We start from the raw sequence: 22,813 nt of genomic DNA, 5'->3' as shown, positions 1-22,813 counted from the left end.
TTCTGCGGAACTGCCCCGTTCATCCCTGCTTGAAATTCGGGGCATATTTTGCTGCGAGGCGGATCGCCTCCACCATGCTCACGGCACTCACGATGCCCTTTCCGGCGATGTCGAAAGCCGTGCCGTGATCGACCGACGTGCGCAGGAACGGCATATCGAGTGTGACGGCGATCGTACGCTCGAAGTCATACGTCTTCGTCGCGATATGACCTTGATCGTGATAGAGGGAAAGAACCGCCTGATAGCGTCCCTGCAACGCCTGATGAAAGACGGAGTCTGGACCGATCGGGCCCACGACATCATAGCCTTCCTTCTGCGCCTCTTCCACAGCAGGCGCAATTTCCTTGACTTCTTCCCAACCGAAGAGCCCATGCTCACCCGAGTGCGGATTGAGTCCCGCGACGGCCATCTTTCCCTCAACGCCGAGCTGCTTCAATGCTTTCGTGCAGCGGCGGATATACTCAAGCACGCGCTCCTTCGTAATGGCATCACAGGCATCGCGCAGTGACATGTGACGCGTGAGGAAGAATACGCGCATCTCGTCAACCTCGAACATCGTCAGCGGATCACGCGAGTTCGACAGTCCGCCAAGAATCTCCGTATGTCCGATGTAGTTAATCTTCGCCGCACGCAGAGACTCCTTATTGATCGGCGTCGTGGCAATCGCATCAATCTTGTGCGCCATCGCCAGCTCCACGCACTTCTTGATGTAATCAAATGCCGCCTGTCCGCACATCGCTTGGACTTCGCCCATCTTCAGCTTCGCCATATCGACATTTTTGAGATCAATAAGATTGATGACGCCCGCCTCATCGACGGCAGCCGCAGGATCCTCCACCGTATGGATGCGCGCTTTTACACCGCAGACACCGATTGCTTGCTCCATCGTGCCCTTATCGCCGACGACGATGACCCTCGCAACATCCGTCACCTTCTTGTCGAGCAAAGATTTGACGGTGATCTCCGCACCGACTCCGGCAGGATCGCCCATAGGCACACCGATCAGAGGTTTTTCCATCACATTCTTTTCCATACGCACAACTCCTTTTATCTTTCAAGAATCATCAAAGGGCAATATCCTTGGCGATTTTTTCCAAGCAAAGCCCGATCGCATCATCGCCGCCGATCATCCCCCCCTTCGTCACAATGCGCAGCTTCGGCAGGCGACCGCCAAGAATGCGCCCGTAGACAGCAAGCGGCAGAACCTCGTCACGCACCTCAATGCCGTCGGCGTCCAACTTCTCCAAGAGAGCAATCGTGATGTCACCACCCGAACAATAAATACCCTCGAGTTTGCCGCTCTTCTCCAAGATCTCGCCCGCAGCCTCGGTCAATGTGCCGGAAAGGATGCGTGACACATCCTCCGGAGTGACACCGAGTGCCTTCGCAGTCGCCTTGAGATCGAGATGTCCCTCATCAGAAAGCGGCGTCGTCGTCAGCAAGAGAACGTCTTCAGCGTCTACGGCATCACAGATCTTATTGACGACCCGCCGAATTTCCGCCTCACGCCGCTCCTTCTCGAAAAACTCCTTCACGCGCATGTCGACAAAGAATACGCGCCTCTTTTGCAGCAAATCGGCAATCTGCCGCTTCGTCGTCGCCGTCACGCTGCCGATGACGAGCAAAACCTTCTGTTCGCGCTTTTCCTTCACCTGCATCTCGTACACAAACTGCATGGTCAAGGGCCCGGGATCGACCGTCAGCACGCGGCAGCCGCTCTGCAGCACCGCTTTGGCGATCTTCTGCACATCTTCATTGCGCACCGCATCAAAGACGAGAACGCGCACCTCCTTCGCCGCTTCTCTGACGGCAGCGGCAAACGAGTCCACGTCCTGCGCCAAATCTTTCAACGAAAAGTATCGCACCTCGTGGCGCGTTTGCTGCGCGACAAGATCTACAACATCATCCGATGCAACGGGCATCTTCGGATCGCGCCCCGCATCCGACTCTGTCAGAAGCATGCCGTTCACGAGCATCGTTCGATTTGCGACGATGCGTCCCGAGTCGGGATAAGCGGGTACGACAATCGCCGTAAAGTCGTCGCCCAAGGCGGAAAGTGCCCCGTCAATCTCCGCTCCGATATTGCCGCGCAGCGTCGAATCAATGCGCTTGTTGAAAAATTCACCACCCGACTTCAACTGCAAAAAGGCTTCTCTGACACGTCGGAAAGCCTCCTCGGAGGATAATCCGCGGCTCGCCGTCGAGTAGGCCAGCACATCCGCCTTGTGCTCTGTCGCTCCAGTCAGGCGAAAGAGACTGCTCACACTAAGTCCAATTTTCTTGAGGAGCACGCCCGATGCATTCGCCCCTGTCAGATCGTCAGCAACAATCACGCCTTTCATCGTATCTTCTCCTTCCCGGCAAGCCGATCAAATCGCGATAATTTCTCCACGCGGCATCGCCTTCTTCACCTCTGTCTTCGTAAACGGATAATCCGTGATGACGCGATCCAGTTCGCTCATATGAGCCGCCTTATAGAGCTTTTTCTTGCGGAACTTCGATCGATCAGCGACAAGTATCGAAACCTCGCTTATCTCAAGGAGTTTCCGCTTGAACACGCACTTGCTCTCCGTCGGTACGACAAGAAAGAAGTCCTCCGTGACGGCAGACGTGCCGACAAAGGCGAGATCAATGCCGTAACGCACAAGCTGCTCCGTCGCCATAGCACCCGCAACAGCCCCTGTCTCCGGCAAGACGACACCGCCCAAGAGGATGGTACGAATCTCTGTTTGAGAATACAGATGCGCACCTATGTGCAAATCGTTCGTCACAACCGTGATATTAGCGGGCGCTGATTTCTTCAAACGGTCAGCAATCTCGAACGTCGTCGTGCCTGCATCGAAGAAGACCGTCATACCCGCACGGATCTGCCGCAGCGCCGCCTCCGCGATGCGCCGCTTAACTTCGATATCGCGCACCTTCTTCTTCGCATACGAAGTCTCTTCCACGATGTAGTTTGGCAGCATGGCTCCGCCGTGCGTGCGCACGAGCAGCCCCTTCTCTTCCAACTGTTTGAGATCACGGCTAATCGTCATGGCCGTGACATTGAGCGCCTGCACCAGGACGCTGCTCGTGACCGTTTCATTCTGCTGCAGGTAGTCAAGAATAAATTTCTTCCTGTCGATCGAAATCATATGCGCCCCCTTGATGTTAATTTAGTTTATATTTTGTTATCTTTTGTTATCTTATTATAAAGCTGTCGTTTTCTTCTGTCAATATAGAAAATAAACGCATTGTCTTTATGCTGCAAAAAAAAACGGGTGCATGAAGTCTATCAACTTCATGCACCCATTGCAACAAAATGCATATCCAAAGCATCGTCCGCTCTCTTTCTCCAAGCATCGGAAGTGCCTCAATCAGCATACCTGCTGCGCCAGTTCTGACCGAAGTCTGCTGCACGCTTCATAAAGTCCAGAACTTACGCCAGACCGGACGGCGAGGATTCCATCGCGGTTGCCATCTATGGCAAGCGTAACGGCAACTTTCAGTTCTTCTGAAGAAATCCCCCGTTTTCTCGTTTGAATCTCCTGCTCAAGCAACAATAGCCATTCCATGTGGCAAAGGAGTTTTTCCTCTGAACTGAGCCTTCGCCGAACCTGAACGAGCGCTTTCTTAAAGAAGCCGACGCGGCTTGTTTTCTCAAAGATTGAGAGCCATAGAGAAAGCCTTTGCAGACTCATATCTTGCAGTTCTCTTAGAAGATAATTGCAAGATTCCATCGTCTCACGTCGAAAGAGCGCTTCGGACATGCCGCCTTTAGGAAATTTCCCCTGTTTGAGAATTGTCTTTCGCAGGTCGTCACTTTCAAAAACATAAAACGGCAGTCCATACGTGGCAAACTCCAAATAAACGGGCGGCTCAGGAACATCTCCCTCCGATACTTCAGCATCCGCCATCACAAAAGAAATATCATCGTTCAGTGCAAGCGAGGTCACCATCTGCTGCAAGCAGGCGCTATTGTGGGAAACGTCCGGCAGGAAATACTGCACATAGGTGCCACGGACATGCTGCGGCACATGCTGAACCTCAGCCTCTGTCAGAATAATAGGATGCGATATCCCCGCCTCTTCGGCAAGGACGCGGAGGCGCTCCTTTTCCACGGGAGAAAAGCACAGGAGGATGCATTCATAAAAAGGATATTTTTGCAAAGCAAGATCGCTAAGAGAAAGGCGAAGCGCCTGTATGTCGGCATAAAAAGGAATAAGCACACTGACCACGGGCGGTTCTACACACTTTCGACCATCTCTTTCCACTATGCGGAGAACGGCTTCCTTCTGCGCATTGGCCTCCGCAATGCCTTCCGCCGTCAGCATGATGTTGCGCAGCAGCTTATGCTCGGGAACTTCCTCCCGTGTGAAACGAAGCGGGAAACGTCCTCGAAAAGCGTTCTGCCGACTCGGTAAGGGATCGCTTGCCGTTGACATTTCGAACCGTTCATGCGCGAGGTATGCTTGAAAAATAAGACGCCAATGGATTGCCATAACAGTTCCGCCGGAAAACTTTGCTACATTCGTGAGCCAGCCAACAATGTTTTTGGATAGGATCTGCTCTATGCTGCGTTCTGGGAAATGTGCAAGGTATAGTCCTGCTACTTCGCGCATCGGACAAGATACTGACCTGCCGTTTTCACGAATCGCCACGAAATGATTTCCCTGCGCAATGGACATCCTTCCCTCCAGCCAAAGGGGAATATCCTCGTCTCTGCGAGTCAACAAAACCTTGCTTTCCATTCTGGGACTCCGTTCTCGCACATGGTCGCGTGCGAGAAGGAACATGTCCCGATCTTCCTCGGGGCGCGTAAGGAAATGATCAATCCATGCCAAGTGATAATAAACTCCAAGCTCCAAATTTTGCAGAATGCGGCGACTCTGAAAGACATCCTCGGTATCAGCCAGTAAAAACTCATCCGCATCTAGCGGGCATACGACATCCGCGGAAAACTCGCGGAACGCACGAACCACAAGCTCCGTCGTATATTCCCACTGCCTATACGCCATATCCTCCGCCTCTGTAAGGATAAGAGGCAGACCCTCATCGCGCAGTGCGCACAAGATTTCCTTTGTACGATCCGTACTTCTATGATCGAGCACGATCACAGCATCTGCAATCGCACAATGCCAGCGCACGAAACTCTCAATGATGTCCTCTTCATTGCGCACCATGGACACAACGACAATTCGATTCAAAGTCATCTCACCTCCATTTTCATGTACGAGCAACACAAACATGTGCAGCGCGGGCGCTTGTGCAGACAGATTCCCCCATCTGTCAGTGAAATCATCCTACAGAGCAGCCGTGTGCACCTGCTCTTCCTTCTCCAACGCCAGCAGCGCCTGCACGTAGAGCGCACATTCGAGGCGTTTTTTCTGGATCTCGCAGCCGACCTCGTAAGGCTTCCTTATGTCGCCGTGGAATAGGTCGGCGTTGGCATGACAGCCGCCGCTGCAGAAGAAGCGTGCCCAGCAGTCGGCGCATTTTTCCTTGTTGAGGACGTGCGACTCGCGAAAGTACGGCGGCAGTTCTTCGTCCGTCACTCCGTCGTAGATGCTGCCGAGCTTGTAGCGCTTTCTGCCGACGAATTGATGACACGGGTAGAGGTCGCCGTTTTCCGCGACGGCGAAGTATTCGTGACCCGCGCCGCAGCCCGAGAGGCGCTTGGCGACGCAAGGGCCGTTCGACAAGTCCATGTTGAAGTGGAAGAAGAAGAATCCCCTGCCCGCGCGATGCCGCTCCATGTAAGCGGCGGCGAGGCGGTCGTACTCCTCGCGGATGCGCGGCAAATCTTCTTCCATGAGGGCGAGCGGGCTGTCCTTCAAGACGACGGGCTCGACCGAGAGGATATTGAATCCCGCATCGTGCATCGAGAGCACGTCCTCGGTGAAGTCGAGATTGCGCTTCGTGTAAGTGCCGCGAAGATAGGTATAGACGCCGCGATAGTCCCAGTCGCCGCCCGCGCGGCTCGCAAGACACCTTCGGAAGTTTTCCACGATGCGGTCATAAGTGCCGTGCCCTCCGACGTCGGGGCGCATGGCGTCGTTCGTCTCCCTGCGCCCGTCGAGCGACAGGACGAGCGAGAAATCGTTCGCGTTGAGCCACGCGATGTTCGCATCGTTCAAGAGCATGCCGTTCGTCGTCAGCGTGAGCTTGAAGATCTTGCCCGTCTCCTTCTCGCGCTTCCTTATATGCTCCGTCACCTTCTTGATCGTCTTCATGTTGAGGAGCGGCTCACCGCCGAAGAAGTCAATCTCGCAGTGTTTGCGCGGCCCTGAACCCTCGATGAGGAAATCGACGGCGCGACATCCGACCTCGGGCGACATGACGGCACGCTCCATGCCGTAGTTGCCGCCGTCGCCGAAGCAGTATTTGCAGCGCAGGTTGCAGTCCTGCGCGACCATCAGGCACAGCGACTTCACGAGTCCCTTCTGGGAAAACGTCGGCGGCACGTCGATGTCGGGCGCGAAAAGCTCGCCAAGCGCCATGAGTTCGTGCAGCTCTTCAAGCGCTTCGGAAAGTTCCGCCCTCGGGTACTTCGCCCCGAGCGCATCGACGACCGCCCGATCGTTCGTGCCGTCGAAGACGTCCATGATGTCGTAGATCATCTCGTCGACGACATGGACGGCGCCGCTATTGACGTCAAGCAGGATGAAGCTGTCCGCCTGCTTGAACTTATGTATTCTCTCTTTCATAATTCCTCCATATATGCTGCGGCAGAAAGGTCATGCTTCAAGGATGGGGTGATGCACTGCCCATAAGCGAACCGTTTTGAGCAAGCGTGAAGAAGCCCGCCCATTCCCCCTCGACCAAAATTCTCGTTCAAGCGAAGCGCGTTTGAATTTTGGTCGGTTGTTAGGGGAATGGACGGGCTTTAGCTTGCGAGATTCCGTGTTCGTGTTGGGCAGTGCGTCACCACCGAAACATCGGCTTCAGCAGAATCGCCCTTTCCAGAATCTCACGCTTGCTTCCTGCTCTCACAGACCTGATTGCCCACCGTGCAGGACGTCTTGCATGCCGACTGGCACGACGCCTGGCATTCGCCGCAGCCGCCCGTCTTCAGCGTCTTCTGCATCGTCGGCTTGTTGACCGTCTTGATGTGTTTCATCGTATGACCCCCTTCTTGCCGTCTTTCCCTTATTCTACCCTTTTTCCGCTCGCTTGGCAAGATGTTTGCACATCGCGCAGGTATCGCCAGACGCGTGCGAATCCCGCCGCCGCGTCGAAGCGGCATTGCCAGCCGAGTTCGCGAAGTTTGTCGGCACTGGGGCGGTTCGCCTTGTTGAAATTGTTTTCCAGATACGCCGCGCCCTTCGGCCGCTCCTTCAAGATGACCTTCAAACTCAGTTCGGGACGCAATTTCACGAGGATTTCCGCAAGCTCGCGGATGCTCAAGAACACCCTGTCGTTCGACACGTTGTACGCCTCACCCGACGCGCCCTCAAAGAGGATGAGGAAGAACGCCGAAACAGCATCGGCGATGTAGCAGAAGGGGCGGCAGGCGCTGCCGTCGCTGTGCATGACGATGTCCGTGCCCGCCGAAACGCACTTCATGAAGGAGGAGAAGACGCGCGGATCTCTCTCAATATCCATCGTTGGCGCGTAGGTGTGCGCGATGCGTGCGATCTTCGCGTTCACGCCATATTCGACGGAGAAGAGCCGGCACCACGTCTCGCCCATGCGCTTGCTGCCGCCGTAGCAGCTTAAAAGATCGAGCGGATCTGCCGCGCCGACGTCTGCCTCGTGGATCTCGCTCGCGCCCTCTTGCATCTTGCCGTAGACGTCACCGCTGCTGAAAAAGAGGAAGGACTGCGTCCCCTTCTCCCTTGCCAAGCGCAGCAGATGGTATGTGCCAAGCACGTTCGGCTCGGCAACCTCGACGGGCGTTGTCTTGTAGTAGGCAGGATTCGCGAGGCTTGCGGCATGGATGATGAAGTCGACTGCCCCTTCAATCTGCCATGGCTCTCTGAGGTCGTGCTGCACGAACGAGACATAGGACTTCTCTGCGTACTCGCCGAAGCGTGCGCGCGCCTTTTCCTCGCTTCGCACATGGAGCAGCAACCGCATCCCCATCGCGTGTTCCTCGTTCAAGTAGAAGAGGAAGAACGCGACGTAGGACGCGAGCATTCCCGTCGCACCCGTGAGCAGTACGGTCTTGCCCTTGAGCTTTTGCCAATCCAGCCCGCGCGCGTAGATGTCCTGCATGTCCTCTTCGATGATCGGACTATTTAGAAACGCTCTTCTTTCCATCGCCTTCCCCCCAATAATGGAGCTTCTCCACAGGGAAATCGTCGAGATTGTCCTCGCTCGTATCTTTCAGCGGAATTTCGCACGTTGCGCAGAGCGCGTGGTGCGCCCCCTTCGTCTTCAGCTGCATACAGCGAAAATCATAGAGCTTCTTCGAGTTCCAGATTTCTTCCAGCGTATTGTCACAGATGCTGCCGACCAAGGTGTCGCGCGACCAGTCCGTACAGCAGACGACGACGTCACCGTTGCTGCGCACCGTCATGTGCGTGAACGGGTAGCGGCAGACCTTGCGCTCCTTGTAAAGCGCCTGCTCCAAGTACGCCGCCTGCGCTTCCTCGCCCTTTTCCTCGCTGCCGTAGAGTCGGTCGAGGGCATTTTCCTCAAGCTTCGGCAAAATCCACGGTGTGTCAATCAGCTGCTCGTCGGACACATCCTCGTACATGCGATAAAACTCGTCGTTTTCCTCGCCGTGCGTGTCCATGATCTTCGCACAGATGAAGGGCTTCTTCGCTCCCTTCTCGTCGCGGTACTTCTTCAAGTAGGCGATGTTCTCGCGAATCTCGTGCGGCGTGACGCGCGACTGCGTGATGCGCGCCTGCCCATCCGTGCGCACGGAGTAGATGGAAGCGCGCAGGTAGTCGAGTCCAAGATCGACGAGTTCCTCCGCCACTTCCTTCGTCAGAAGAGACGCATTCGTCGTGATCTCCATCTCGTGACAGACATCGGCTTCCTTGACCTTCTTCACCATACGGCAGACGCCCTTGTGAAGAAGCGGCTCGCCTGTCGAGTAAAGCTTGATGAGTTTGATCTTCTTGCCCTGATGGCGGCAGAAGCCCTTCATATCCTGCAGGAGCTTGTCAAAAAGCTCGTCTGTCATATTGCCGAAAGGACCGCCGTGATTCGTGTATTCCTGTGTGCTCTGCCAGCACATCAGGCACTTGAAGTTGCAGATGTTCGTCGGCTCGATGCACACGCACAGAGGTACCGCGAGCGGCACGACCTCGCGCAGTGTCAGGCGATTCTTCTGATACGCCTCGGAAAAAGGCACAACTTCATTTTCCACGATGATTCCTCCAATATTGCAGCAGACACGCAAGCGCCTGCCGGATTTCTTCTTCCTCAACATCGCGATAGACACTGAGCTCATGCGCTTCGTTCAAAAGCACTGCCGTGATTCTCTCGCTCGTCTGCTTCTTATCCTTGTGAATGGCGGCGATGATGCCCGCAGGCGCGAACCACTCCTCGCGCCAGGGAATGTGCGCGAGGATCTTCATACAGAGCGCCGCGATGCGCGCCGCATACGCTTCTTCGATGAAGCCGCGCTTGACCGATACCGCATTCGCCGTAATCATACCGAGCGCAACGGCAGATCCGTGCGGAATCTCATAGGAGCTGACACTCTCGAAGGCATGTCCGAAGGTGTGCGCGTAATTGAGCAGAACCCTCTTGCCGCGATCAAACTCGTCCTCCTCGATGAAGCCGCGCTTGAAGTCGAGCGACGTCCTCACATACTGCAGCAGCTTCTCGTAATCGTGCGCAAGAATCGCCTCCATATCACGCTCCATGCCGTCGATGCCCGACGCGCCCGCAATGACGTTGAACTTCACGACTTCGCCTAAGCCGCTGCAATAGTCCCGCGGGCTGAGACTCCGGAAAAACTCGGGATAGATGAAGATCTCGTCGGGCGGATAGAAGGAGCCGAGAAGGTTCTTGAAGCCCTTGTAGTTCAGTGACGACTTGCCGCCGATGCAGCTGTCGCAGGCAGCGAGGAGCGTCGTCGGGAAGAACGTCCAGCGAATGCCGCGATAGAGCGCCGTGGCGACAAAGCCCGTGACGTCCTGCGTGATGCCGCCGCCCAAGGACACGAGATGCGAATTGCGCTTGGCGCTCATCTCCGTCATGCGCTCACAGATTGCGAGCATTGCCGCCATATCCTTCTTCTCCTCGACAGCTTCAAGCAGGAAGAATCGCTCCTTCGGAAAATCCGGCAGGCGGTCTTTATAAATCTCGTAAACCGTACGGTCAAGCACAAAAAACGTGTCCTTCGCCGCCGCCAAATCCTGCAGCAGGGACAAATCCCTGCAAAAATCCACGCTGTATTCCTTGAACGCCGACTTGATCTTCATGCCGCCTTCTCCTTTCCCATGTCTCGCTGCAGACGAATCCCCCTCATCTGCCAGGACTCAAGCCATCCTCCTGCGCATCTCGCCGCGCGATCAGCTCCAGCCAATTCCCCTCGGGATCGAGGCAGAAGCAGCAAAGGTTGCCGTTTCCCATATCGTGCACGCGCGTCGCGCATGCGCCGCCATGCGCGGTAATCGCCATGCGAGTCGCTTCCATATCGCGCACGCCGAAGGCGATGTGCAGCCCCGCCTCGATCGGCAAGTTCGTCTTCTTTTCCCGTCCTTCGGGTACGATGACTTCCAGAAGCTCCAGCATATCGCCGACGCCGCTCGCCTTTCCCTGCTCCGTGATGAGCTTCGTGATCCGAACCTTCGCCCCCGCCGCCCCAAAGAGGTCGGCAAGCAGCGCGTCCCCCTGCTCGACGTTTTCGCATATCGCGTGCATGTAGAAGACCTCGCGGTAAAACGATGCCATGCGCGCCAAGTCCCTGACGTAGATTCCTGTATGTCGCAGGTTGATCATGCTTTTCCTCCGTCCGGCTCGATGAGCGGGATATACATATTGCGTGCCAGCTCCTCGCGCGGCAAAAACGGTGCGAGATCTTCCAGCGGGGGACTCGTAAGCCGCCCGTCGGGCAGTCGCTTCGTCGCGGACTTCGGCTCGAATTTCTGCTCTTCCGTCACGAATACTTCCGTGAGCACATAGCCCGGTTCTCTGAGCGCCTGCGCGATCTTTTCGTGCAGCTCCGCATTGGAAGAAATCTTGATGTAGGGCATCTCGAACGCCTGCGCGATTCGATCAAACGACGGGAAACCGAGATCGCCGCTCTCGGGGCCGACGCCGATGAGCGCATTGCCGAAGACGTTCTTCTGCGTCTGGCGAATCTGATGATAGCCGTTGTTGTTGATGACGAAGAGTTTGACGGGCAGCCGATTCGTGACGACGGTCTGCAATTCCTGCAGGTTCATCATGATGCTGCCGTCGCCCTCAAGGCAGACGACGCTCTCGCCGCTCGCGACGGCTGCGCCGACGGCAGCGGGCAGGCCGTAGCCCATCGACGAGATGCCGCAGTTCATGAGGAATCGGCTGCCCTCCTTGATGAAGTACGACTGGCTGCCGACGACGCTCGCAGATCCGTTGGTGACGACCGTGATGCTGCCCTCGGGCAGAGCGCGGCTCAAAGCATCCATGAAAGCATAGACATTCGTCTTGCCCGCCGCTTCCTTCTGCTCGGGCCGCACGACAGGGTACTCGCCCTTCCACCTGCGGCACTGCGCGAGCCATGTCCCGTTTTCCTTCGGCGGCTCAGCTTTCGCCGCCGAGAGAAGCGCGCGCATGAAGTCCGCCGCATCGGCGCAAACGGGATAATCGACGCGGATCGTCGGCTTTTTCAGTTCAGCGGGGTCGATGTCGTTGACGATCGTATATGCCGCACGCGCCCAGAGACGCACGTCGTAGCCGACCTGATAGATGCTCAGTCGGCTACCGATCGAGAGCAGAAGGTCGCTGTTCTGCACGGCGAAGTTGCCCGCGCGGTCCCCCATCGTACCGCCCCTGCCGCAGTAGTATGGATGCTCGGTCGCGATGAGGTCGATGCTGTCCCAACATGTGACGACAGGCATTGACAGGCGCTGCGCCAGTTCCTCGACGAGCGGCGCCGCACCCGCGAGGCGGATGCCGTTGCCCGCGTAGAGCACGGGACGCTCGGCGCTCTTGAGCTTTTCCAGCACATGATGCGCAGCCTTCTCGACGTCTGCATATTCCTCCTGCGCATGAGTCTTGAAGCCCGGCAGATCGTCGTCAATGAAGCCCCCCTGTATGTCAAGCGGCAAATCGAGCCAGGAAGGGCCGGGGCGGCCGCTCTTCGCCAAGTGATACGCTTTTCCGAGCGCGAAGGGAATCTTCTGCGGCTCGGTGATCATCTCCGCGTACTTCGTCATATTATCAAGCGCTGACACGATGTCGAACTCCTGTCCGCCCAGTGTGCGAAGCGGCAGACCGCTCGCCCGCACCGTCAGAGAGGATTTCATCTGCCCCGAGAGCACGAGCAGCGGAATCGAATCCTGATAAGCGCCCGCAACGCCGTTCAGGGCATTGATCGCGCCCGGCCCGCTCGTCACGCAGAGCGCCGCCATGCGCCCATGGACACGCGCATAGGCTTCCGCCGCCATTGCCGCCGCCTGCTCATGATGGCAATATATCGACGTAATCTTCTCGTGGTGCCCGAGAGAATCGTTGAGGTGCATGGCGCCGCCGCCAACGACGGTGAATACGTGCGTGATGCCTTTTTTGACAAGAAAATCCGCGATATAGTCCGATACTTTGACCTTCATGAAGCACCTCCGCTACTTCAGCGACGCACCGCCGTCCACGGGCAGCACCGCGCCTGTGATGTAAGAAGCCTCATCCGAGACGAGGAAGAGCGCCGCGCGCGCCACTTCGAGAGCGTCGGCAACGCGCCCCATCGGTATGCCCGAAAAGCGCGAGAAGTCGCGATTCGTATAGATCGGCGTGTCCGTGATGCCGGGAGCGAGGCAGTTCACGCGCACGTCAGGCGCGAAGTTCAGCGCACAGAGCTTCGTGAACTGGATCAGCGCCGCCTTCGACGAAGCGTAGAGGTACGTCTTGCTGCCCGCGATATGATAGGGAAGACCGCCGATCGAGGCCGTGTTCAGGATCGCGCCCTTTGCCCTTTGCAGGAGCGGCAAAAACGCCGCCGTCATATCCATCGCCGCCTTCGTATTCGTACGAAAGACACGCTCCCACGCCACATCGTCGATCTCGTCGATCGCCCGCGTCACGAAGATGCCCGCATTGTTGAAGAGGACGTCGAGCCGTCCGAGCTCTTCCTGCACAACAGCAAGAAGCCGCGCCACATCGTCGGCATCCGTCACATCTGCACGGACGAAGCGTACGCGCCCCGCATGTTTCTTCTCAACCTCAGCGGCAAGCGTCTCGCCGCGCTCCGCATCTCTGCCCACAGCGATGACGTGCGCTCCCTCAGAGGCAAAGAGCCGCGCCGACGCATGGCCGATGCCCGAGGTCGCGCCCGTGATGAGCGCGATCTTTCTCGCGAGCCGCCCCATCACTCACCGTCCTTTCCCTGCCATTTGTAGCGCGTCTTCGTGATGAAGTCCAGCTCAATCTTGTCGCTGATGCTGCGCAGGAAGCCGCCGATGTACTTGTTCAGATATTCGGCGCGGCTGCCGTCGACGCGGTACTCCTTATTCTCATCGAAGTAATTGCGGCTGCGCTTCGAGTAGCCGTCGAATCCTGCGAGCGTCACCGCAGGAACGCCCATGCGAAGAACCGCCTTCAAGATCATGACGAGAGCATTATCGATGATTTCAGCATCCCTGTCAATGAGCGAACCGTAGTTGAGCACATAGGGGAAAGATCCCTCCGACTTCGTCATGTTCGATGTCGCGACGATCGGCTTCGCTCGATTGACGTTGTGCTGCAGATCGCTAAAAAGCTGCATGTAGCGCTTCGATTTCGCCATGAAGATGGCATCGACCTCGATGGTCGGCGGCGCGTAGTTCACGGCGATGACGCGCGGCTTTTTCTCCTCGATAAACCGCTTCACCTTCACACGTTCCTTCATCATGCTGCGCGCAGGACCAAGGAGCAACAGCGGACGCCGCCCTAGCTTCTCTTTCAGGATGCGAAGAGTCTCCTGATCGTCGCACTCAATGCTCTGATACTCGCGATAGAGCCTTTCGATGTACGCCTCGTCGTAGAGCAGGCTCTTCGCTGGCTCAAGGGTTTTCAAAATGTCGCGGATCTGCTTGACCGACAGCGTGCGCTTGTTCATGAGACGACTCACATAGTTCGGATGACAGTGCATCGAGGACGCGATGTAGTAGAAGAGATTGTAGCCCCAATACTGCCTCTGATAGATCTCCATGATGACGTTGTCGATGGCTTCAAGCGCCTGCGTCACATGGTAGCCTGCCCCCTGCTTGTCGTTACGGAACATCAGCAGAAGTTCCAGCGGCGCATTGCCCGCGCTCTTTCCCATGCCATAGAGCGTTCCGTCCGCCAAGAGACCGCGCTTCGAATCGAGCGAGAGAAAGTGCTTCGCATTCGCATAGCCGAGCTGGAAATTGTTGTGCGCGTGGTAACCGACACGAATCTGCGGGTCGAGATTCGCGTCCAGGATGCCATATATATGGCACAAATGCTCCTCGTCGAGCAGTCCGTAGGTGTCGACCATCGACGTCGCATAGGGCATGACCTCGTTGACAAGCTTCGCATACTCGGCGAGCTTCTCATCCGTATACGTCGTGACGGAAACCATCTGTGCAAAGACCTTGTAGCCGAGCTTCTTGACCTCAGCGCAGAACTTCAAGGCAGCTTCCATCTTAGATTCCTTGAAGATCACGCGGATGCCGTCGAGGAACGTCTCTTCGCACGGCTCCAAACGCTCAATACTGCAGGCACCGTAGTCGATCATGCCGAGAACGAGCGAGTTCCCCTTGGAAACTCCTTCGAACATGCGGCTGACGGAAGCCGTGTCGGGCAAGACCGTACGCCCGCGGTCGAAGCTGCTCTTTTCATCGAGGAAGCCCACCTCAATGAACTCCACGCCCGAACTTACGAGACGCTCAAAGATTTCTACAATCTGATCGTAGCCAAACTCCCAATTGTTTACATAGCCGCCGTCACGCAACGTACAATCAAGCAGCAGCCGCTCTCCCAAAACAATCCCTCCCATCCTTTCAGTGAAGCAGAGTCCTCAAATCAACGCATCTTTCATCGCGACATATATTCGCATACTCCAAGACGCCGCGCCTCTGTAAATATCACCTGCCCTCATCTAGGCACAGCATGGCATATGGAATGCATTCCTCCGCGAAGATAAAATTCATAGTCATCACGGATTTCCTTTATGGTTTCAGGGATTTCTATATAATCATCCCATTTATGATAGGTACAAATCGCCATGTACGGATGATATTTTTCAATAAGGCGCGCCGCTCCCCGAAGCGCCGGAATCTCAAAGCCTTCGATATCCATCTTGATATAAAGACTCCCCGTCACTTCTCCTACACAATCATCAAGAGTGCGAATGGCGATCTCTATCGTCCCGTTCGGGTCGATGAAGCTCATCGTCTTATTCTGCGTGAACCGTACACTTCCCGACTGATCAGAAACCCCGCAGCAGAAAGTCTCCGACAGCTCGCACAATCCCATGCGTCTCAGATTTTGCTGCAAGGAGCTGTACGTTTGAGGATTCGGCTCAAAAGCATATACTTTTTTCAAACGCTTGCCAAAATTCCATTGAAAATCAGCAATCGTATCGCCGTCATAAGCACCGCAATCCACAAAAGTCACATCGTCTTCCCGGGAGATCAGAGCATCATCCACAAAATAACGCTCGTACGGAAGGTAATCCCATACATCCTGCAAACGAATCGGCGCAAACTCTTCAACTCGCTGCCGAACAAGTTCCTCGATATAGGCCAAATTGCAGGAATCCCTTTTGTCATAAATCTTCAGCAGCCGCTCTCGATTCGCCTCGCCCCAACATCTCGGCTCGTGCTCTGCATCAACAAAAAACGGCGTCCGCCAATACGGATAGACAAGAATCTCATTCATCCAGCCTTGCTGACGGATATATTGAGCAATCCGTTCGATATCAAAACTTGTGATAACAATTTTCGCCCGCGGATGCTTTGCGATAAAAGAAGGGGCATACATCTTCTTGTCCGAATCCCATTTTGCCGGGTTTCGATCAACGCAGCCAAGATACTCTCCACCGGAACGAGAAATAAAATCTCTGACATGCTGGTTTCTCTCCGGCACGTCGGCATAGATCACGTACTCCATCATAAACTTCACCTCAAGTCATCAAGGATGCGCCTGAACCATGCAAAAATTTTCCCTGCGGTCTGCGCCGGCAAATGAAGCACGCCTTTGAACAAAAATCTTCAGCTGCCATACTGCTTCAAAAGCTCCCGATGCTTCTCCTCGTGCAGGAAGAAAAAGTTCGTCTCCTGCGTCGATTCATCCATATTCTCGAAAGGAAGCAGCCGTTCGCCATCAGACATATAGCAGTTATACCCCCAGCCTTTGAACATCTCGATGATCTCGTTCGGGTGATAATCAAAACGCGCCGCATGCTTTCTGAGCATCTCTGTATAGACAACAGGTTGCAGTTCACTGAACACACGCGCGCCGCCTGCAAAGACCATCTTCTCCGCGCCCTCGGTATCGCACTTGATGAAATCGAGACGCGCAATACCGTTCGCTGCCACGAAGTGATCGAGCGTATCGACGGGGCAGATGATCTCATCCAGACGTTCCTTGCGCTCACCCTGGCCCTGATCACCGTCTTTGAAATAGTACGTATCGGTAACAGGACGCAGAGATGCCGCCTCGTTCGCCGCAGGTACAAAGAATTTCAGGTCGCCGCTCTCGCTGTAGAACCCCATGTGGTACGCCTTGATATGCGTCTCTTCGCCATTCAGTCGAAGATTCTTCTCCAAGCCATGGAAGGTATCTTCCACAGGTTCGAAAGCGTAAATCGTCGAGTCCTCATGCGCCTTCGCCAAGCCAAGACTCACGCGCCCAACATTCGCGCCGATATCGAAGATCGTCGCACCCGCCGGAACGAAGCGGCTCATAAGGGAAATCTCCTCGCCTTCCGTGCCGATCAAAATGGTTTCCGCCCGGCAAATATTCTGTTCCATATCAAAGAAGAGTTCGATGTCCTGTGTCTTGAGTACGATGCCGTCCTCTCGGATCTCGACACTTTTGCAATAAGGATTCTTCTTGATAATCTTCTGCACCTCAAGCAAAGGCACGAGTCGCTCGCGCGCCAATTCCCAATACAGGCGCTTTGACACCTTCCCCGCTTCGTATAAATCATAGAGCTTTTCCAGTTTCATCGTATCCGTCATCCTTCTTTCTTGAAATGCGCACCGACAGTCTCATTCGAAGACATCCTGTGATATTTTCCAAAGCCTCTCGACAATCTGTGGATCATACAGCTCTTTCGTATAATACTCCTCAATGATATCGAATTTTTTTCGGAAAGATAAAGCTTGATCCTTCAATCAGATTTTTTCATATGCAGGAAGAATCTCTTCTCTCATCAAACGCCATTTCTCAGCCGGCATCACCTGCAGCATCGCCGCTTCCGCACTCAACTCTGCCGTTCCTTCAGGACATCTTCAAGTCTCTTGCAGATCTCTTCATAGTACGGCTCCTCGCCATAATAGTCGCGAACGATATCAAGCAGCCTGTCCAACGACAGATGGATCTGCTCTTCTTTGACCTTTCTGCACCGGGGAATGATCAATCGATCCATGACCCATTTTTTCTCCTGCGAAAGCTGGGCGGCGGGAACATCCACGACCTCTTGCAAGACATCAAAATAGTTCTTAATAAAGACCTCACCAAGATTGGTTCCACCCAACGGGCAGTTTCCCGTTCCTTCAGCAAAGAAGTTTCCATGAAGTACGACAAAATCCCCTCTTCGCTTCAATATCTCCATTTGCACATATACCTGAGGAATATGTGTATAATCATATTTCTGTGGATCCGATATACGAGCATACAGATCGCGACGCATAACAACGGCGGTGATCCATGTCATGAAGAAGCTCACTTGTCTGAGATATTCCAATGGACCATGCCCTTCATATACGCGAAGGGCATCTTCTCCTTGTCTCAGATAAAACAACGCCGCTCCGCGATGCTGTACGAGCTTCGTGAGCAGGACGAGCAAAGCACCGTCGACAAAATAATCGTCATCACCCGCGACGAGCACATATTCGCCTCGACTCTCCTGTATGGCAGTATGAATATTCGCTTCCGTACCGATATTTTTCTCGTTGCAGCGGTAGCGCAGATTCCCGTACGTCTTTTGCATCTCTTGGACAAATGCCCGTGTATCATCCGTCGAAGCATTGTCTGAAACAAGAATTTCCACGAGTTCGTCGTTGCCAAGTTGCTGCAGCACGCATCGAAGCGACCTTTTCAAATACCGACTGCGATTATAGGTGATGAAAGCGTATGTCAGCAGGGGCGGCGTTTTTTCCCTTTCCGATAGCAGCTTTCTCAGTGCCTTGTCACCTGTGACGGGCAGCCACTTCCCCGCTCGCGGTGAAAAGGCTTTGACGATGTGCGCAGGGCTTCCCTCAGCGATGCAGTAAGCGGGAATATCCTGCTGCACGCAGCTTCCTGCACGCACGATACTGCCGCGGCCTATGCGCACGGCCCCCCTGATGAGAACGTTCTCCTCGATGCGCACGCCGCGCTCGACATGAATGCCGCCTTTCTCCGTGAGGAGCTCACGATCAGCAGTGGATATTCCGACACCGCTTTCATCGAGGACGTAATCTTTGATATGTACATTCTCCGCCACACTTACGGCATTTTCCAATTCGATGCAATTTACCGCCGCAAGCGTGCTGCCGATACCGATCTCACAATAATCGCCGACGATGATGCGCGGCTTTCCTGCGAAATTGGGCCGGACGAGTCGGCAGAGCGCCGTCTTGCAGATGTGCGTCTCTCTGCCGACAGCGATTCCTTCTGGAAAAGAAAATTCCTGCCATGAAGGAATTTTGCTCCCTTCGCCGCACGCATAAAGCGTGCTGCTTTCCTTCGACTCCGTACCGTGGAGATATGTATAGTAACGGGTGAAAAACTTTTTCTGATCAGCTTCCGATGCATCAAAGGAAATATTTTTCACCTGATAGGCGCACCAAATGTTCTCAGGCAAGGGAACGACAATCCTGTGCCCTTCTTCCTCAAATGCTCGACAATATGCCAGCACGGCATAATACTGCTTTTCATAAGATTCATCCCAAGGGATATCCCATTGTGTCGCAAAGAAGGACGGCAGGATATAACGGACATCAGCCGCTGCTTGCACTGCCGTGCCGAAGCGCATCTCGGAAAAATCTTCTTCTGTCGGCACATAGACAGCGCCGTATTTATAGGGAGAATCCATAAGACTGCCGCTCACGGGGAGCGACGCACTGCCAAGGAAACTGACCATGCCAATGCTCTCGTCTTGGAAAATCTTCAGCAGCTCTTCGATCGCCTGCGCATGGACGAGGAAAAGATCGTCATTGATATAGATTTTAACCTTGGCATCGGTGTCCGCCAAGACTTCGTTGACCTGTGCCGCATAGGGCTTTTGAGCATCGATTGTAAATACTTCCACTTCATAGCCGTCGGGCCACTTCACATTCTTGAGAGCTTCGAGGCAAACTTCGTGCTGCCCTGTATGGCTGTCCCGCAGGAGCACCGCGATCTTCTTTTCACTCGGCAGGTGACGCTCATGCACCGCCTCGTCTGCCCCTGCACGGCTCTGCAGCAAACGGCGAACCTCCTCCGCCGCCATGAACTTATACCTCTCAGGCACATGCCATTTTTTCAGGAACAAAGCCGCATTTCGTTCAATCAATGCATTGGAGCGCCGAGCTTTTTCCGCCGCCTTTTGGTCGCCATATCCTTTCGAGAAACTTGCATGCCCGAAATGATGAATAAATGTGTCATGGCAGAGGAGAAGATCCCATCCCTGCTGCAAGATGCGCAGAGAGTAGTCGTCATCCTCGAAGTTGCCGGGGCTGAACTGTTCATCAAGAAACCCTACCTTGTCGAACACTTCCCGCTTGAAGAGATAGCAAAATCCCACAAGTGTCGTCTTCTTCTCCCAAGATGCAGGATTCGATTTGTTGTAGTCCGCAGCAAATGCCTGCATTTCCTCCATGCCCCGGTAAGAAACCTCAATCTGCTGATTATTGGAGCAATAATTCGTGACACAGCTCACAGCGCCGACCACAGGATCACTGTAAAGCGCACGGCGCAGATTCGACAGCCAATCCTTCGTGACGATGGTGTCGCTATTGAGGAGCAGGATCTCCGTTCCTTCCGCAATTTTCAAGCCTTGATTGCAGCCCCTGGGGAAGCCCTGATTTTCCTCGTTGTAGATGCATCGAAGATCCCCCTGCTCTTTGAGCCACTCGGCCGAGCCGTCCTTTGAGGCATTTTCGACGACAATGATCTCATATGTTCCGGCTTCCGTATACTCACGTATACTCGCGATGCAAAGCTGCAGCATCTCCAACGTATTGTAACTCAAAATAATGATGCTCGTCTTATGACACATGTTTTCTCCTCCCCGCCGAATCTTCTTCCAAACACATGCCGATGCCCAAGGTACATTCCTGCAGCCCTGCAGCGATTCCCCTCAAGGCCGTCGTTCGCTCTGCATCTGTTTCTTGTTCTAAAAACACACCCTATCTGCAAGGCTGTTGCAGCGGCAGCACATAACTCCATATAAAACAGACCTTTTATTTCTGCAGGATACGTCTGAGATTTGCAGCAACTTGCGGATAGAACGATTCGCTGCCATAATACTCTCGAACGATATCAAAAAGTCCATCCAAGGAAATCTGCAGCTGCTGCGCCTTGATTCTTTCGCATTGAAAATATATGCATTCTTCCATCAGCCTCTTTTTTTCTTCTGACAGAACCGTCGGCGGAATCTCCCCCGCCGTTTTGAGCAGATCAAAATAATTCTTGATGAACACTTCGACAAAGTTGAACCCCGACGTCGTATGCTCACCCGACCCCAAACGCATGAAAGGCGCCGCAATGACAGCGAAGTCCGGCTCCTGCTTCAGCATCTCCATTTGCAAGTATACCTGAGGGATGCGCGTAGCATCATACTTCTGCGGCTCTTTGATCCGCGCATAAATGTCTCGCCGCATGATGGTGCTCGTAATCCACGTCATATGATAGCCAACCATATGAACGTACTCCGTGATTCCGCTTCCTGTATGCACGCGATACGGCTCATGCGCCCTTCTCAGATGAAAGATCGCTCTCCCTCGGTGTTGGAGAAGCCTTCCGAGCACGGCAAGCAAAGACCCATCGGTGAAATAATCGTCATCTCCTGCAACAAGCACATACTCGCCGCGGCTCTTTCTGATAGCCACGTGAATATTTGCTTCCGCACCGACATTCATTTCGTTGCGATGGTAACGCAGATTCCTGTACGTCTTTTGCATCTCTTCGACAAAATCTTTCGTATCATCTGTCGATGCATTGTCCGAAACAAGGATTTCCACCAGATCATCGTTTCCCAACTGTCGTAAAACACAGTCCAGAGATTTCCGCAAGTATTCACAGCGGTTGTACGTAATAATGGCAAACGTCAGAAGCGGCGCTGCTACCTTACGTTCTGCGAGCAGTCGTGCCAATACTTGTTCATTCGCCACAGGAAGCCATTTCCGTTCTTTCAAGGAAAATGCTTTGACGACGCGTGCAGGACTCCCCGCTACTATGCAATAAGCAGGGATATTCCCACACACGGTGCTGCCCGCCCGTATGAAACTGCCGCGTCCGATCTGCACGGCGCCCTTGATCCGAACCCCTTCCTCGATCCGCACGCCGCTTTCAATCCGAATGCCGCCTCCCTCGCTCGAATCCATCTGCGCTTCGAGGGAAAGGCCAATCACCGTCTCATCGTAAGCATAGTCCTTGATGTGGACATTCTCCGCCACTGTCACATTGTTTTCCAATCGGATGCCATAGAGCGCCGTGATCGTGCTGCCGGCACCAATTGTACAATGATCACCAAGAAGGAGCTTGGGGCGACCGGCAAAATTCGACAGGGCAAAGCCGCAGCTCGCCGTCCGATGCACATGTGTATCGCGTCCGACAACAATGCCCTCAGGATGGGAAAAATCTCGCCAAGATGGAAGCGTCGTTCCCTCGCCGCACGCATACAAAACAGCCTGCGTTCCCTCCGTCTCCGCAAGATCCAGATAAGGATGATATCTTGCAAAAAATTTCGCGTGATCCGCTTCTTCGGCATCGAAGGAGATATCTCGTGACTGATAGGCGCACCAAGCCTCCTTTGCCAAGGACGTCACAATCCGACTTCCGATTTCCTCAAAGCTTCGGCACTGTGCCAGCAAGGCATAATATTGTGTTTCATACTCTTCATCCCACGGCAAATCCATCTGCGTCGCAAAGAATGAGGGCAGAACGAAGCGGACATCCGCTGTCTCTTCTTCCGAAACTTCTCCGAATCGCATCTCGGATAGTTCTCGTCCCGTCGGCACATAGACAACGCCCCGCTTGTAGTCCGATTCCAGCACATTGCCATCGCGAGGCAGGGACTGACTTCCCAACACTCCGACCATACCGATGGAGGCATCCTTGAAAACTGTCAGCAATTCCTCGATCAACTGCGATCGGACAAGACGCACATCATCGTTGATATAGATCTTGTACTTGGCATCCGAAAGCGTCAACGCTTTGTTCGCCTGCGCAGCATACGGACTTTCCGCTGCCAACGTGAAAAGTTCCGCCTCATATCCTGCGGGCAGATGAAGCGCCTGCAGCGATTCCAAGCAGGCGCTATAGCACACTTCATCCGACTTGCGTACGAAGAACGCAAGTTTCTTTTCCCTCATATGGT

Annotated in this window: 17 protein-coding genes; all 17 read right to left on the bottom strand. The window is 54.5% G+C overall.

Features of this window, described 5'->3' with window-relative positions:
* Positions 1–19: 19 nt before the first annotated feature.
* Positions 20–1,033, bottom strand: coding sequence for a 4-hydroxythreonine-4-phosphate dehydrogenase PdxA (gene pdxA, locus OL236_RS01000; protein WP_009645515.1), 1,014 nt, complete (start codon positions 1,031–1,033; stop codon positions 20–22).
* 31 nt (positions 1,034–1,064) lie between these two features.
* Positions 1,065–2,342: a four-carbon acid sugar kinase family protein gene (locus tag OL236_RS00995; RefSeq protein WP_265071012.1), complete on the bottom strand. Its 1,278-nt coding sequence runs from the start codon at positions 2,340–2,342 to the stop codon at positions 1,065–1,067.
* A gap of 27 nt (positions 2,343–2,369) precedes the next feature.
* Positions 2,370–3,134: a DeoR/GlpR family DNA-binding transcription regulator gene (locus OL236_RS00990; RefSeq protein ID WP_009645501.1), complete on the bottom strand. Its 765-nt coding sequence runs from the start codon at positions 3,132–3,134 to the stop codon at positions 2,370–2,372.
* A gap of 222 nt (positions 3,135–3,356) precedes the next feature.
* Positions 3,357–5,186, bottom strand: coding sequence for a glycosyltransferase family 2 protein (locus tag OL236_RS00985; protein WP_265071011.1), 1,830 nt, complete (start codon positions 5,184–5,186; stop codon positions 3,357–3,359).
* Positions 5,187–5,282: 96 nt separating this feature from the next.
* The gene (gene scfB, locus OL236_RS00980; RefSeq protein WP_265071010.1) at positions 5,283–6,686 is read right to left on the bottom strand and encodes a thioether cross-link-forming SCIFF peptide maturase; all 1,404 of its coding nucleotides are present in this window, start codon (positions 6,684–6,686) and stop codon (positions 5,283–5,285) included.
* A 263-nt stretch (positions 6,687–6,949) separates the two neighbouring features.
* On the bottom strand, positions 6,950–7,099 hold the full coding sequence (scfA, locus tag OL236_RS00975; protein ID WP_006193459.1) for a six-cysteine ranthipeptide SCIFF: 150 nt from the start codon (positions 7,097–7,099) through the stop codon (positions 6,950–6,952).
* A 29-nt stretch (positions 7,100–7,128) separates the two neighbouring features.
* Complete coding sequence (locus OL236_RS00970) at positions 7,129–8,241, bottom strand: NAD-dependent epimerase/dehydratase family protein (RefSeq protein ID WP_265071009.1); 1,113 nt, start codon at positions 8,239–8,241, stop codon at positions 7,129–7,131.
* A complete protein-coding gene (locus tag OL236_RS00965; protein ID WP_265071008.1) occupies positions 8,216–9,301 on the bottom strand; it encodes a radical SAM/SPASM domain-containing protein in 1,086 nt (361 codons plus the stop codon). Before OL236_RS00965 ends, OL236_RS00970 begins: the two co-directional genes overlap by 26 nt.
* Positions 9,291–10,364: an AroB-related putative sugar phosphate phospholyase (cyclizing) gene (locus tag OL236_RS00960; RefSeq protein WP_009645486.1), complete on the bottom strand. Its 1,074-nt coding sequence runs from the start codon at positions 10,362–10,364 to the stop codon at positions 9,291–9,293. The genes OL236_RS00965 and OL236_RS00960 overlap by 11 nt, the downstream gene beginning before the upstream one ends.
* Before the next feature lie 43 nt (positions 10,365–10,407).
* A complete protein-coding gene (locus tag OL236_RS00955; RefSeq protein ID WP_265071007.1) occupies positions 10,408–10,884 on the bottom strand; it encodes a VOC family protein in 477 nt (158 codons plus the stop codon).
* Positions 10,881–12,695 (bottom strand): thiamine pyrophosphate-binding protein, encoded by a 1,815-nt coding sequence (locus OL236_RS00950; protein WP_265071006.1) that lies wholly within the window; start codon positions 12,693–12,695, stop codon positions 10,881–10,883. Before OL236_RS00950 ends, OL236_RS00955 begins: the two co-directional genes overlap by 4 nt.
* A 12-nt stretch (positions 12,696–12,707) precedes the next feature.
* Positions 12,708–13,448: an SDR family NAD(P)-dependent oxidoreductase gene (locus OL236_RS00945; protein ID WP_265071758.1), complete on the bottom strand. Its 741-nt coding sequence runs from the start codon at positions 13,446–13,448 to the stop codon at positions 12,708–12,710.
* Positions 13,448–15,064 (bottom strand): aldolase catalytic domain-containing protein, encoded by a 1,617-nt coding sequence (locus OL236_RS00940; protein ID WP_265071005.1) that lies wholly within the window; start codon positions 15,062–15,064, stop codon positions 13,448–13,450. The genes OL236_RS00945 and OL236_RS00940 overlap by 1 nt, the downstream gene beginning before the upstream one ends.
* A gap of 113 nt (positions 15,065–15,177) precedes the next feature.
* Positions 15,178–16,197, bottom strand: a complete 1,020-nt coding sequence (locus tag OL236_RS00935; protein WP_265071004.1) for an FkbM family methyltransferase — start codon at positions 16,195–16,197, stop codon at positions 15,178–15,180.
* A gap of 98 nt (positions 16,198–16,295) precedes the next feature.
* Positions 16,296–17,255 carry an FkbM family methyltransferase gene (locus OL236_RS00930; protein WP_265071003.1) on the bottom strand — a complete coding sequence of 320 codons (960 nt, stop codon included), beginning with the start codon at positions 17,253–17,255 and terminating at the stop codon, positions 16,296–16,298.
* Between the two features lie 257 nt (positions 17,256–17,512).
* Positions 17,513–20,491, bottom strand: coding sequence for a glycosyltransferase (locus OL236_RS00925; RefSeq protein ID WP_265071002.1), 2,979 nt, complete (start codon positions 20,489–20,491; stop codon positions 17,513–17,515).
* A gap of 184 nt (positions 20,492–20,675) precedes the next feature.
* Positions 20,676–22,808, bottom strand: coding sequence for a glycosyltransferase (locus tag OL236_RS00920; protein ID WP_265071001.1), 2,133 nt, complete (start codon positions 22,806–22,808; stop codon positions 20,676–20,678).
* Between the last annotated feature and the right edge of the window lie 5 nt (positions 22,809–22,813).

Origin of the sequence: Selenomonas sputigena (genome assembly GCF_026015965.1) — a bacterium.
GTDB lineage: Bacteria > Bacillota > Negativicutes > Selenomonadales > Selenomonadaceae > Selenomonas.
This window is presented reverse-complemented; position numbering and strand designations above follow the sequence as displayed.